At 69.2% G+C, this 12909-nt stretch carries 15 protein-coding genes; 6 read left to right on the top strand and 9 right to left on the bottom strand.

Translation table 11 applies throughout. The features are described from left to right. The first annotated feature begins 65 nt into the window (after positions 1-65). The gene (locus tag FHW73_RS02530) at positions 66-1094 is read left to right on the top strand and encodes a class 1 fructose-bisphosphatase (RefSeq protein ID WP_183425125.1); all 1029 of its coding nucleotides are present in this window, start codon (positions 66-68) and stop codon (positions 1092-1094) included. Then, positions 1091-1792: a 2OG-Fe(II) oxygenase gene (locus FHW73_RS02525; protein WP_183425124.1), complete on the top strand. Its 702-nt coding sequence runs from the start codon at positions 1091-1093 to the stop codon at positions 1790-1792. The genes FHW73_RS02530 and FHW73_RS02525 overlap by 4 nt, the downstream gene beginning before the upstream one ends. Before the next feature lie 95 nt (positions 1793-1887). Here FHW73_RS02525 and FHW73_RS02520 read toward each other — a convergent pair whose 3' ends face one another. From FHW73_RS02520 to FHW73_RS02510, 3 genes are all read right to left on the bottom strand, one after another. Further along, positions 1888-2322 carry a response regulator gene (locus FHW73_RS02520; RefSeq protein ID WP_183425123.1) on the bottom strand — a complete coding sequence of 145 codons (435 nt, stop codon included), beginning with the start codon at positions 2320-2322 and terminating at the stop codon, positions 1888-1890. Then, positions 2319-3395, bottom strand: coding sequence for a PAS domain-containing sensor histidine kinase (locus FHW73_RS02515; protein ID WP_183425122.1), 1077 nt, complete (start codon positions 3393-3395; stop codon positions 2319-2321). The genes FHW73_RS02520 and FHW73_RS02515 overlap by 4 nt, the downstream gene beginning before the upstream one ends. An 80-nt stretch (positions 3396-3475) precedes the next feature. Next, complete coding sequence (locus FHW73_RS02510; protein WP_183425121.1) at positions 3476-4573, bottom strand: PA0069 family radical SAM protein; 1098 nt, start codon at positions 4571-4573, stop codon at positions 3476-3478. A 105-nt stretch (positions 4574-4678) separates the two neighbouring features. Here FHW73_RS02510 and cls point away from each other — a divergent pair, with 105 nt between their 5' ends. The 4 genes from cls (at position 4679) to FHW73_RS02490 (ending at position 7731) form a co-directional block, all read left to right on the top strand. Beyond that, the gene (gene cls, locus FHW73_RS02505) at positions 4679-6121 is read left to right on the top strand and encodes a cardiolipin synthase (RefSeq protein ID WP_183425365.1); all 1443 of its coding nucleotides are present in this window, start codon (positions 4679-4681) and stop codon (positions 6119-6121) included. 53 nt (positions 6122-6174) lie between these two features. After that, entirely contained in the window at positions 6175-6552 is a 378-nt protein-coding gene (locus FHW73_RS02500) for a hypothetical protein (RefSeq protein WP_183425120.1), read from the top strand. 124 nt (positions 6553-6676) lie between these two features. Next, positions 6677-6949 carry a hypothetical protein gene (locus FHW73_RS02495; protein WP_183425119.1) on the top strand — a complete coding sequence of 91 codons (273 nt, stop codon included), beginning with the start codon at positions 6677-6679 and terminating at the stop codon, positions 6947-6949. Then, positions 6946-7731, top strand: a complete 786-nt coding sequence (locus tag FHW73_RS02490; protein WP_183425118.1) for a pyridoxine 5'-phosphate synthase — start codon at positions 6946-6948, stop codon at positions 7729-7731. The genes FHW73_RS02495 and FHW73_RS02490 overlap by 4 nt, the downstream gene beginning before the upstream one ends. 463 nt (positions 7732-8194) lie before the next feature. On the opposite strand, the gene FHW73_RS02485 is transcribed toward FHW73_RS02490, so the two are convergent. The 6 genes from FHW73_RS02485 to FHW73_RS02460 form a co-directional block, all read right to left on the bottom strand. After that, positions 8195-8605 (bottom strand): biopolymer transporter ExbD, encoded by a 411-nt coding sequence (locus tag FHW73_RS02485; protein ID WP_183425117.1) that lies wholly within the window; start codon positions 8603-8605, stop codon positions 8195-8197. A 15-nt stretch (positions 8606-8620) separates the two neighbouring features. Then, positions 8621-9046 (bottom strand): biopolymer transporter ExbD, encoded by a 426-nt coding sequence (locus tag FHW73_RS02480; protein WP_183425116.1) that lies wholly within the window; start codon positions 9044-9046, stop codon positions 8621-8623. Positions 9047-9080: 34 nt separating this feature from the next. Beyond that, the gene (locus FHW73_RS02475) at positions 9081-9836 is read right to left on the bottom strand and encodes a MotA/TolQ/ExbB proton channel family protein (protein WP_183425115.1); all 756 of its coding nucleotides are present in this window, start codon (positions 9834-9836) and stop codon (positions 9081-9083) included. A 108-nt stretch (positions 9837-9944) separates the two neighbouring features. After that, entirely contained in the window at positions 9945-10604 is a 660-nt protein-coding gene (locus tag FHW73_RS02470; RefSeq protein ID WP_183425114.1) for an energy transducer TonB, read from the bottom strand. A gap of 135 nt (positions 10605-10739) precedes the next feature. Next, positions 10740-11939, bottom strand: coding sequence for a tetratricopeptide repeat protein (locus FHW73_RS02465; RefSeq protein WP_183425364.1), 1200 nt, complete (start codon positions 11937-11939; stop codon positions 10740-10742). 137 nt (positions 11940-12076) lie between these two features. Next, on the bottom strand, positions 12077-12883 hold the full coding sequence (locus tag FHW73_RS02460) for a M48 family metallopeptidase (protein WP_183425113.1): 807 nt from the start codon (positions 12881-12883) through the stop codon (positions 12077-12079). Positions 12884-12909: the final 26 nt, after the last annotated feature.

Here is a 12909-nt window from a genome sequence, read left to right as displayed (position 1 = left end):
CGCCGCCGGGACAGCGCGGCGCTTCCGGGCGACAATGCCGCCACCCTGTCCGCCGTGGAGCCGCCATGCCCGCCATCTCCCTGACCCGCCACCTGATCGAGGAGCAGCGCCTGGGGCACGTCACCCCGGACCTGCGGCTGCTGCTGGAGGTGGTCGCGCGTGCGTGCAAGCGCATCTCGGTGGCGGTGGGCAAGGGCGCGCTGGGCGATGTGCTCGGCGAGGCCGGCGGCGAGGCGGGCAGCATCAACGTCCAGGGCGAGGCGCAGAAGAAGCTCGACGTGATCAGCAACGAGATCCTGCTCGAGGCCAACGCCTGGGGCGGCCATCTGGCGGCGTGCGCCTCGGAGGAAATGGCCCACTGCGAGCCGATTCCCGACGCCTTCCCGCGCGGCAACTACCTGCTGGTGTTCGACCCGCTCGACGGCAGCTCCAACATCGACATCAACGCCAGCGTCGGCACGATCTTCTCGGTGCTGCGCTGTCCCGAGGGCACGGCCGCGGTCGAGGACGCGCACTTCCTGCAGGCCGGCCGCACCCAGGTCGCCGCCGGCTACTGCCTGTACGGGCCGAGCACGATGCTGGTGCTCACGATCGGCCACGGCACCCACGCCTTCACGCTGGACCGCGAGCAGGGCTCGTTCGTACTGACCCGCGCCCACCTGCGCATTCCCGAGACGACGCGCGAGTTCGCGATCAACATGTCCAACCAGCGCCATTGGGAAGCCCCGACGCAGGCTTATGTCGCCGACCTGCTGGCCGGCACCGACGGGCCCCGCGGCAAGGACTTCAACATGCGCTGGGTCGCGGCGATGGTCGCCGACGTGCACCGCATCCTGACCCGCGGCGGGATCTTCATCTATCCCTGGGACCGCAAGGATCCGTCCAAGCCCGGCAAGCTGCGGCTGATGTACGAGGCCAACCCGATGGCGATGCTGGTCGAACAGGCCGGCGGCGCGGCGACCAACGGACGCACGCGCATTCTCGACATCGAGCCCGACTCGCTGCACCAGCGCGTGCCGGTGTTCCTGGGCTCACGCGACGAAGTCGAGACCGCGACCGGCTACCACCTGCGGCACGACGGCGACGCGGCGTGAGTACGGCCGACTTCATCGAAGTCGTCCCCGGCGCCCTGGCGCCGCAGGCCTGCGCGGCGATCGTCGCGCGGCTGCGCGCCAGCCCCGACCTGCAGCCCGGGCAGGTCGGTGGCGGCCTGCACCCCGAGCTCAAGCGCAGCCGCGACCTGTCGCTGGGCGATCGCAGCGACTGGGCCGACGTGGTCCGGCAGCTCAACGTCGCGGTCTACGGCGGCCTCTTGCGCTACCTGCGCCGCTACCCCCAGGCGCTGATCGCGCCGCTGATGCTGCAGCAGCCCGATGCGGCCGGCACGCCCCGGCGGCTGGTCGCCGAGGACTTCGCCGACATGGACGACGCCCGGCTCGGCGGCCTGCTGCAGACCTGCCTTCGGCCCGGCCAGATCAACCTGCAGTGGTACGCGGCGGGCGAGGGCGGCTACCCGTACTGGCATTGCGAGCTGTTTCCGCGCGACGCCGGCTGCGAGACCCTGCACCGCCACCTGCTGTGGACGATCTACCTCAACGATGGTTTCGAAGCCGGGGAGACCGAGTTCCTGTTCCAGCAGCGCCGGATCGCGCCGCGCACCGGCGACCTGTTGATCGCGCCGACGGCGTTCACCCACACCCATCGCGGCAACAAGCCACAGGGCGGGGACAAGTTCATCGCCACCAGCTGGATTCTGTTCCAGCGCGCAGAGGCGCTGTACGGCAAGGGCTGAGGCCTTCCGGGCGTTGCGGCCCTGGGCCAGGCGCGTCGGCATCCGGCGCGCGCGCCCTGCACTCTGCCGCGACGTCGCCGGTCGGGAGGTCCGCGTCAGCCCCGCGGGTGGTTGAGCACCAGCCAGTACAGGCCGATCTGTTTGACAACTTCGACGAACTTGCCGAAATCCACCGGCTTGCGGATGTAGCTGTTGACGCCCAGCGCATAGCTCGCCTCGACATCGAACGGCTCGGTGCTGGTCGTGAGCACGACCACCGGCAGACCGCGCGTCGCCGGGCTGGCGCGCAGCGCCTGCAGCACCTCGCGACCGTCGAGCTTGGGCAGGTTGAGGTCGAGCAGCACGATCGACGGCAGCTCGCTCGCATCGCGTCCGGCGTGGCGGCCACGTGCGAACAGGTAATCGAGCGCCTCGGCGCCATCGCCGACCACCACCAGTCGACCATCGATCCGGGCTTCCGCGAATGCGATGCGGGTGAGCTCAGCGTCGTCGGGGTTGTCCTCGATCAACAGGATCGTGTGTTCGCTCATTGGGGCGATGCGTCCTCGGCCGGCGGTGCCGGCAGGTCGATGTGGAAAGTGGTGCCGACGTCCTCCGCCGATTCCACCCGGATGCGGCCGCCATGCGCATGCGCGAGCCGCTGGGCGATCGCCAGCCCCAATCCATGGCCGGCGCCGTCATCGGCGCCGTGCAAGCGCCGGAACGGCACGAACAGTCGATCAGCATAGCGCATGTCGAAGCCGCGACCGGCATCGCGTACACGCAGATGCAGGCGGTCGCCGACCCGCTCGCCATCGAGATCGATCCGCACGGTGTCGCAAGCGGCGGAGAACTTCCAGGCGTTGTGCAGCAGCTTGCCGAGCAGTTGCTTGAGGGCATGCTCGTCGCCCCAGGCCCACAGCCCGGGGGTGACGTGGAGCTGCGCCGCGCGCCCGGGATCGGCATCCTGCAGCTCGGCGCAGATCCAGTCGCCGAGCAGGCTGATGTCGACGGGCCCGGGCTGCCGCGGCGGACGGGCGGCGCGCAAGGTCTCGAGCAGTGCATCAATCAGGCCGCCGGCCTGCGTCGCCGCGCCGCGGATCCGCTGCACATGGTCGCGCACCACGGCAGCGTCGGCGTCCTCGCCCTGGGCGGCCAGCCGCCGGGAGAACTGCTCGATCGTGCGCACCGGCGCCCGCAGCTCGTGCGAGATGCCGAACGCCAGCGTTTCCTGCAGAAGTTCCATGGCCCGCAGCGCGGTCACATCGTGGACCTGCAGCAGCGCATCGCCGCCCGGCAACGGCGTCAGCGTCAACTGCAACGACCGCGCCCCATCCTCGCCCCGGTCGATCGTGACCGGGACCTCGTGCAGGCCGTCGCCCCCCCCGGCGAACCCGGCCAGCGCCTGGTCGAGTTGCGCGGCGACCGGTGTCAGCGCCTCGCGATGCGCGGCGGTGCCGACCAGCGCGTCCGGACTCTGGTCGAGCCACGCCGCCAACACGGCATTGACGCGCCGCCACGTGCCGTCGGGCGCGAGCTGCGCCAGACCGGTGGCGAGATGGTCGAACACATCGATCGCCGTAGCGGGTGCAGTGGGCGAGGGCGGGGAGACAACATCGGGCATGCGCGGCGCTAGGCGGCGGGAAGCCCGGCAGTGTAGAAAATCCAAGCGTGGACGTATCGTGCACGCGCCGTGAATGGGCCCTAGAACAGCGTTCCCTGCGGCGAGGGCGGGCGCGGCGCGACGAACAGGTCGGTCCGCAGCGGCGGCAGCCGGCCAAAACCCAGCGCGCGGCGCGCCCTGGCGAAGCGGTGGGCGAGCAGGTCGGCGAACGGCCCCTGGCCGCGCATGCGATGGCCGAAGCGGCTGTCGTAGTCGCGCCCGCCATGGAGTTGCTGCAGCAGGCTCATCACGTGCTGGGCGCGATCGGGATAGTGCAGGTCCAGCCATTCGCGCCACAGCGTCTTGAGCTCGTGCGGCAGGCGCAGCAGCACATAGCCTGCCGAGTCCGCCCCCGCCTCGCGCGCGGCGCCCAGGATCGCCTCCAGTTCGTGGTCGGTGATCGCCGGCACCACCGGCGCGACCATCACCCCGACCGGGATGCCGGCCGCCGCCAGCGCGCGCATCGCACGCAGGCGCGCATGCGGCGCGGCCGCCCGGGGTTCCATGCGGGCCGACAGGCGGTGGTCGAGCGTGGTCACCGAGAAGTGCACCGTCACCAGCCCCTGGGCCGCCAGCGGCGCGAGCAGGTCGAGGTCGCGCACGATGCCCGCGCTCTTGGTGATCAGGCTGAAAGGGTGCCGGGTCTCGCCCAGCAGCGCGATGAGTTCGCGGGTGACCTGGTAGCGGCGCTCGATGGGTTGGTAGGCGTCGGTGTTGATGCCCAGCGCCAGCGGTGCACAGACGTAACCCGGCTTGGCGAGCTCGACGCGCAGCCGTTCGGCGGCATTGGTCTTGGCGAACAGCCGGGTCTCGAAGTCCAGGCCGGGCGACAGGTCGAGGTAGGCGTGCGAGGGCCGCGCGAAGCAGTAGATGCAGCCATGCTCGCAGCCGCGGTAGGGATTGACCGAGCGGTCGAAGCCGACATCGGGCGAGCGGTTGCGGCTGAGCACGCTGCGTGCACGTTCCTCGACGACCACGGTCTCCGGCGCCGAGGCCTCGTCCTGCAGCATCTGCAGCGCGTCCCAGCCATCGTCCTCGGCCACCGCGACCTGTTTCTCGTAGCGTCCGGCGACCCAGGACGCGCTGCCGCGCCCCTTGCGGGCCGTGGGCACGGGCGGGCGGAGGCGGTCGGCGCTCATCGGGCCACAATGCCGGGCTGGCGTCTCAACCGGTGCGACGCGCCCGTCATCGCAGCGGCCGCGCGCGCATTTATCCTGTGCGCGGCGCAACCGGCGCCGCCATGGCTGGAATCGACCGTGCAGCGCGCCTGGGATTCGCTCGTCACCGCCCCGCACCTGCTCACGCTTCTGGTCGCCGGCTGGCTGCTGTATCTGGTCCTACTCGGCGGCTGGATCGTGCTGCAGAAGCGCGAGCCGGTCGCGACCCTGAGCTGGCTGCTCGGCCTGGCGCTGCTGCCCTACGTGGGGTTTCTGATCTACCACGTGTTCGGGCCGCAGAAGATCCACCGCAACCGGCTGCGTCGCAGCCGCAGCCGGGCCTCGATGCAGAGCGCCCAGGTCGACGCCGAGGAGGGCGAGGCCGCCGAGCTGGTGCGCCTGGCGCAGAACACCACCGGCCTGCCGGCGACGTCGTCGGCCGAGGTCGACCTGCTGGTCGACGGCGCGGCGAAGTACACCGCCTTGCTCGCCGACATCGCCAAGGCGCGCCACCACGTGCACCTGGAGTACTACATCTTCGAGCCCGACGCGACCGGCTCCGCGCTGCGCGACGCCCTGGTCGAACGCGCGCGCGCCGGGGTCCATGTGCGGCTGCTGCTCGATTTCGTCGGCACCCGGGCGCGGCGCAGCTTCTTCGCGCCCTTGGTCGAGGCCGGCGGCGAGCTCGCCTGGTTCCACCCGATGCGCTTCGGGCGGATCTGGCAACGCCCGTGGACCAACCTGCGCACCCACCGCAAGCTGGTCGTGATCGACGGCCGGATCGGCTACACCGGCGGCATGAACATCACCGACGAGCAGGACGAGCGCCTGCGCGCCGACGCCTACCGTGACCTGCATATGCGACTGATCGGCAAGTCCGTGCGCGTGCTGCAGCTGGTGTTCGCCGAAGACTGGGCCTACGCGACCGGCCGGCGCGACTTTCTCGCCGACGTCGAGGCGCAGACCCCGGCGGCCGATCCCGGCCCGATCCGCACCCAGGTGCTGACCTCGGGTCCGGACTCGAATTGGGAGGCCATCCATCGCCTCCATGTCGGCGCGATCCATGCCGCGCGGCATCGCGTGTGGCTGACCACGCCGTACTTCGTGCCGGGCGAGGCGGCGATGATGGCGCTGACCTCGGCCGCACTCGCCGGACTGGATGTCCGTCTGCTGGTGCCGCGCACCAGCGACTCGCAGCTGGTGACACTCGCCGCGCGGTCGTACTTCGGCCAGTTGCTGGTCGCCGGGGTCAAGATCTACGAGTACCGCTCGCGGATGTTGCACAGCAAATCGCTGCTGATCGACGACAGCCTGGCGATCATCGGCAGCGCGAATTTCGACCATCGCAGCTTCCGGCTGAACTTCGAGCTGTCGGTGCTGTTCGACGATCCAGGCGTCGCCGCTGCGCTTGCGCAGATCATCGAACGGGAGTTTGCCCATGCCCCGCGCGTACAGCGCGGCAGACACCGCCCGCTGCTGACTGCGCGATTGCCCGAGGCATTGGCGCGGCTGTGCTCGCCGCTGCTGTAATCGACACGCAACGCGCACCCGCCCGTCGCGCGTGCGCACGAGGACACGCTTCGATGATCCCCAACAACCAGGCGCCGCCCGTCCAGACGCCCGTCGAGCCGAAGCGGCTGCAGCTGTGGCAGGCGTTGTCGGACCTGTTTCTCGACACCGAGATCGACGACACCACGATCGTCGCGATCGCCCGCGTGGTGCGCGACACCGGCTACCCCGCCGCCGAGGTGCACCGCGCGCTCTGGGGCGAGGTCTTCCCGGTCCTGGCGCCCAACCTGCGCAGCGTGGCCGGCACCTGGTCGGGCTGGTCGGATGCCTGGCTGCTGGACCATCTGCGTGTCCATGCCGGCCCGGTGCAGCGGCCGCGCGGCCGGGTCGCCGATGCGATCGCCCACGACTGGGCCCGGGTTACCGCCCAGCTTCCGGCCGAGTTCGCCTGAGCCCAGGCGCTCGTCGATGGGCAACGGCACCGCGCGACCCCGGCCCGACGGCAGGTCACGATCGCCTCTGGCGCTGCGCCGGCGAGCGGTTAGACTGCACCCAAGTCAGGCGGAGGCCCTGCCCATGTCGTGGTTGTTGCTGCTGCTCGCGCTCGGCGCGATCGTCGTTGCGTTCACCACCACATCGGTGCCGGTGGCGGTGGTCGCCCTGCTGGTGTCGTTGGCGCTGGTCGTCATCGGCGTGCTCGGCCTGCTGGCCCAGCGCGTGGGCGAACGCAGCCGCAGCGAAGCGATGATGGTCGATCCGGTGGAACTGCGCCGTCTGCGCGAGCAGGCGCAAGCCCGCCGCGACGCCGCGGCTGCGACGCCGGACGTGCCGTCCCCGCCCAGCGCATGAGCGATGCGCTGGGCGCCCTTGCACGGTGCACGACGCGGCTGAGCGTCAACCTCAACAAGATCGCCGTGCTGCGCAATTCACGCGGCGGACGCGACCCCGACGTGCTGCACGCCGCCCGGGTCTGTCTGGATGCCGGCGCGCACGGCATCACCGTGCACCCGCGCCCCGATGCCCGACACATCCGCACCGATGATGTCCTTGCGCTGGGCGCACTGGCGGCCGCGCGTAGCGTCGAATTCAACATCGAGGGCAATCCCTTTGCACCTGCGCGCGGCGCGTATCTCGGGCTGCTTGCCCTGTGTGCGCAGGTCCGACCTGCGCAGGTCACGCTGGTGCCCGATGGCGATGCACAGCTGACCTCCGACCACGGCTTCGACTTCGCCCGCGACAGCGTCACGCTGCGCCCGCTTGTCGCCCAGCTGCACGCCCTGGGCTGCCGCGTCAGTCTGTTCGCCGATGCCGGCGCCGACATCGAGGCCGCGGTGGCCACCGGCGCAGACCGCATCGAGCTCTACACCGGCCCCTGGGCCGAGGCCTTCGCCGCCGGCACGCCCGAAGCCGCATTGCCCGGCCTCGTCGAGACGGCGCGCCGCGCACGCGCCGCGGGCCTGGGGGTCAATGCCGGCCACGACCTGAGCCAGGCCAACCTCGGCGCCCTGCTCGATGCGCTCGCGCCCGTGGATGAAGTCTCCATCGGCCACGCCCTGATCGGCGAGGCCCTCTACGACGGCCTGGCCAATACGGTTCGTCGCTATCTTGCGATCGTCAACGCGCAGGGCTGACGTCGGATCGGTTTTCCAGCTGGTGAGATCCGCCACTGCCGCGGATCGAAATCCTCCAAGGCCCCGCCCCCACCCGGCGCGCCAGGCGCGCCGTCCTCCCCCGCATGCGGGGGAGATGATCTGGGACCGCCTGCATCCCACGCACACGGCGGCGCGCCATCGCACAAGCCGCTTGGCTCCTTACCCCGCATCGCAGATGCATTGCGCTCCTGATGGGAGACGGTTGGGAATGAGGGCGCTTCGTGCCGGGTTCGCCTCGTGTCCTCCGCACATGGATGGCGAACCATGCCAGTGGAGTGCACTCGGCGACGCACGTCACGCGCATCGTGTTCGCTGCATACGCAGCCACGCCGCCATGCGTCAGCGTCACCGAACCGTGCAAAAAAAACGCCGCCCGAAGGCGGCGTCAAATGAAGCGGGGTAAGCGCCGAGCGTGCTGCAGGCGCGTCGGCGGTATTGCGGATTACTTGCGGACGAATCCGATCTTGAGCATCTGCGCGTTCTTGGCCTCGGCCAACACCTTCGCCAGCACGCCGTAATCGGCGTCTTCGTTGGTGTCGATCTCCAGCGTGGGCTGGTTGGTCGGATCGCGCTGGACTTCCGATTCCATCATGTTGCGCAGCGCCGAGACCGGCGTCGGGCTGTCGTTCCAGAAGATCTGGCCCGAGCCGTCGATGCGCAGCTTGATCGGTTCCGGCGGTTCCACCGGATTATCAGGCGGCGTCGAGGAACGCTGCGGCAGGTCGATGTCGATCGGATAGGACAACTGCGGCGCCGTCACCATGAAGATGATCAGCAGCACCAACATCACATCGCAGAGCGGAATGATGTTGATGTCGGCCATTGGGCCTTCGCCACCGGATGAAAATGCCATGGGTGATGCTCCGGTTTAGTTGCTTTCGGTCGTCGCCACGAAGCCGACCTTGCGCATGCCCTGGGCCTGCGCAACGTTGACCACCTGGTTGACGACCCGGTACTTCGCGGTCGAGTCGGCCCGGATGTTCACCGGCGGCTGAGGCGTCTTCTGCGCCTCGACCGACAGCGTGCTCTCGAGCAACTCGATCGACACCGGCTCGTCGTTGACGTAGATCTCGCCACTGTCGGTGATCGCGACCGTGATCGGCGGCGCCGGGGGCGCCGTCTCCGGACGCTCGTCCAGATTGGCCTGCGGCAACTCGACCTTGACCTTGTGCGCCATCATCGGTGCCGTGACCATGAAGATGATCAGCAGCACCAGCATGACGTCGACAAGCGGGACGATGTTGATCGTGGCGTTGACCTTGTCGTTACCGCCACCACCTGAGCTGAAAGCCATATCGGGACTCCGTTGTCGCTACTGACGTACGTTCTTAGACCTTGGCCGGCGGGACGGTATCGCCGACGCGCGAACCGGTGGCGAAGAAGTCGTGCAGGTCGTGCGCGAACGTGTCGAGCTTGTTGTTCGTGCCGCGGTTGAGGCGGACGAAGAAGTTGTAGCCCAGCACCGCCGGGATCGCGACGCCCAGACCGATCGCGGTCATGATCAGCGCCTCGCCCACGGGACCGGCCACTGCGCCGATGTCGGCCTGGCCGCTGGCACCGATGCGGATCAGGGCGCGGTAGATGCCCCACACCGTACCGAGCAGACCGACGAACGGTGCGGTCGCACCGACGGTCGCGAGCACGGTCAGACCGTTCTCGAGCTTCAGCGATTCACGGGTGACGGCCTGACGCAACGCGCGGTCGACGAACTCCGAACGGTTTAGCGACTCGACCAGGCGCGAGCCTTCGTGACGCTGGTGGTGCGCGGCGGCCTGAGCGGCGTCCAGGGCGACCTTCGAGAAGGGCTCGCTCTTGGGCTGCTCTTCCATGTGACGGATCGCGTCCTGGGCGTTCGGGGTTTCCCAGAACGTGTTGATGACGCGGTCCGAGCTGCCACGCAGGCGGGCATTCTTGATCGCGTTGTAGATGATCCAGTAGATCGACATGGCCGACATCGTGACGAGCACGATGAGGACGACCCAGCCGACCGCGTCCATGTGCTGAATCATGTCCGCGAAGCCCATCTGCTGCAGGGCTGCAGCGTTGCCGGCTCCGGTCGGGGCGGTGGTGGTTTCCTGCAGCATAACGCTTACCTTCTAGATGTAGTGGTTTGAAGAAGTGGAACGTGACGCGGGGACTAACAGGCACCCGCGGACGGGCGCCGAATCTGCGCGGCCGTCAGGCCGCCATGATCAACTGAGGCTGAAGTCGACCGGGACGCGGACGCGACCGGCGGCCGGCTGGCCATCCTTCATCGCCGGGGCGAACGACCACTTGCGTGCGGCCTCGATCGCGGCGCGGTCGAGATCGCGATTGCGGCTGGACTTCTCGACCGAAACATTGGTGACGTTGCCCTGCGCATCGACGTCGATGACGAGGATGACGGTGCCCTCGATCTGGGCGCGGGCAGCAGCCGGCGGGTAGCGCGGCGGGTTCATGTTCTTCGACGAGATGTCGACGCTGGCACCGATGTCAGCGACCTGCGCCGGCGGCGCGGGCGGGGCCGGCGGCGGGGCCGGCGTATCGATCGGCGACGGATCGTCGAACACGACCGGCGGCGCTTCCGGCGGCGGTGGCACCGGTGTCGGTCGCGGCGGCGACAGCTCCTTGATGGGCTGCGGCTTCGGCGGTTCCGGCGGCGGCGGCGGCGGCGGGGGGGGCGGCGGCGGCGGCTCGATGATGACCACGCGGGTGGCCATTTCTTCCTCGGGGGCCGCGTTCGGCGGATTCACCGGCGCCAGCAGCAGCATGACCGCGGCGGCGTGGAAGGCGACCACCATCGTGAATCCGGCGATGCGGGCCCAGTTCAGGCCTTCGTCTTCGTCGTTGGTCGTCGTCGAGCGTTGCGTCATGCGGAGAACTCACGTGAGGCCAGAGCGAAACGCTCCGGTGGAAAGGTCAACCTGCCGCCCTGTCTGGCGGCAGGAATCCTGAAGCTTATACCAATCCGAGTAACGTGCACCATCCGTGACGCGCAGAACTTTTCCTTAACGGGCGGAGATGATTCGCTCCGCGTCGGCGTTGGACTTGAGCCCCTTGGCGATGGCCTGACGCGCAGCTTCCTTGGCTTCCGCGCTGCGGCCTTCCTGATGCAGTGCGCGCGCCAGGTTGAGGTAGGTCTCGCCGTTCTCGGCCAGCGGCGCCGCCTTGCGCCAGGTCTCGATCGCCGGCTCGATCTGATCGGAGAAGTAGTAGGCCTGGGCGAGCGCGGACAGCGTGCGGTAGTCGGACTGCAGGATGTTCTTCTGCAGGCCTTCGTTGATCACCGCGATCGCCTCGCGCTCCTTGCCCTCGCTGTTGAGGTAGAGCGCGTAGAGGTTGCGGTACTCGGTGTCCTCGGTCAGCTGGCCGCTGCTGCGCAGACGCTCGAACACCTCGATCGCCTTGTCGTTCTGATCGGTCTGCAGGTACGACACCGCGAGGTTGATCTGCGAGCGCTTGTCGTCAGGCGTTGCCTGCGCGACCTGCTCGGCCAGACGCGTGGCCTCGGCGCTGTTGCCCGACTCGGCGTAGGCGCCCATCAGCACCTGCGTCCACTGCGGGTCGACCTCACCGCCGCCTTCGACCAGCGGCTTGAGCGTGGCGATCGCCTCGGGATACCGCTCCAGGCGATAGAGCAGATTGCCCTTGAGCGCCTGGTCCTTGGGATCGGTGGATGCGGATTCGGCGAGGTAGCGATCCAGGGACGCCAGCGCTGCGGCGTAGTCCTGCTCCTGTGCCTGCAGCTGGGCGACGATCAGCATCGCCTGGAAGTGGTTGTTGTTGTCCAGGCCGCCGCTGGCGATCGCCTGTTCGAGATAGGTGATCGCGCGGGCGTTGTCGTCGTTGAGCAGCAGCTGGCCGGCGAGCAATGCGGCCATCGACTTGTCGTACTCGTTCGCGCGTTCGTTGGCGATGATCTGATCGGCCAACGGCAGTCCCTTCCCCGCGTCCTGCGCGTTGTACGCCTCCGACAGCGCGTTGAGGTCCTTGACCAGACGCTGGCTGGCCTGCACGCCCGGCTCCTTGCGCGTGGCGTTGGGATAACGCGCTTCTTCCTTCTGCTGCGCCTGGCGACCGCCGCGACGCTCGCTGCGGTCGGCCGAGCGCGCGCTGCGATCGGCGCGGCTGCTGCGCTCGCTGCGGTCGCTACCGCCGTCGTCCTGCGCCATCGCCGGCGCGCCGAAGGCCAGCAGCGCGGTGGTCATCGCGGCGACCAGCGCCTTGTGGGAAAAACGGGACTTGGACATCGGGTCACCTCGATTGGGGTGGATGCGCCGCGAGCGCGAGCGCAGGAGTCTGGACGGCGATTATGGCCGACGCTTCGCCGTCGTGGGCAACCTGATCAGCCGCAATTGGGACGGCGACCGGCCGCACGGGCCTGTTCGTAGACCGGCACCAGCGAGGTCGCACGCGCCTGCAGTTCGGCAATGCGGTTCTGCGGATTGGGGTGCGTCGACAGCCATTGCGGCGGCTGGTTGCCGCCGCTGGCAGTGATCATGTTCTGCCACAGCGCGACGGCCGCACGCGGGTCGAACCCGGCCTTGGCCATCAACTCCTGCCCGACCACGTCCGCCTCGGTTTCCTGGGTGCGGGTACCGGGCAGCAGGAACGTCGCCTGCAGCGCCGCGCCGCCGAGCTGGCTGGTCGTCTGCTGCGCACCTTCGCCGTAGCGCGAGCCGAGCAACGCACCGGCCACGCCGAGCGCGCCCTGCGCGCCGAGCTGGCGAGTGATGCGCTCGTCGTGGTGGTTGGCGTAGACGTGGCCGATCTCGTGCGCGATGACCGCCGCCAGCTGGTCCTGGTTCTTGGCCACGGTCAGGATGCCGGTATGCACGCCGACCTTGCCGCCGGGCAACGCGAAGGCGTTGGGGTTGTCGTCCACGAACACCACGGACTCCCACTTGAGCTGCTGCCAGTTGGCGGGCAGCTCGCGCACGATATCGGTCACGATGCAGCGCACATAGGCCTGCTGCCGGGCATCGGTGGACTGACGGGTCTTGGCCTTGGTCTCGGCGAACGCCTGCTCGCCCATCTGGTTGAGCTGCGCCTGCGAGACGCCGCCCACGTACTGGGTGCGCCCGGTCGGCGACGTGGTGGTGGCGCAGGCGGTCAGCAGCAACGCAACGGCGGCTGCGATGGGCGCTTTCATGGTCCGGCTTCCCCTTGCTCGATACG

It is taken from the genome of Luteimonas sp. RC10 (assembly GCF_014192745.1).
GTDB lineage: Bacteria > Pseudomonadota > Gammaproteobacteria > Xanthomonadales > Xanthomonadaceae > Luteimonas.
Note: the sequence above shows the minus strand (reverse complement) of the source record. Positions and strands in the feature narration are given on the sequence as shown.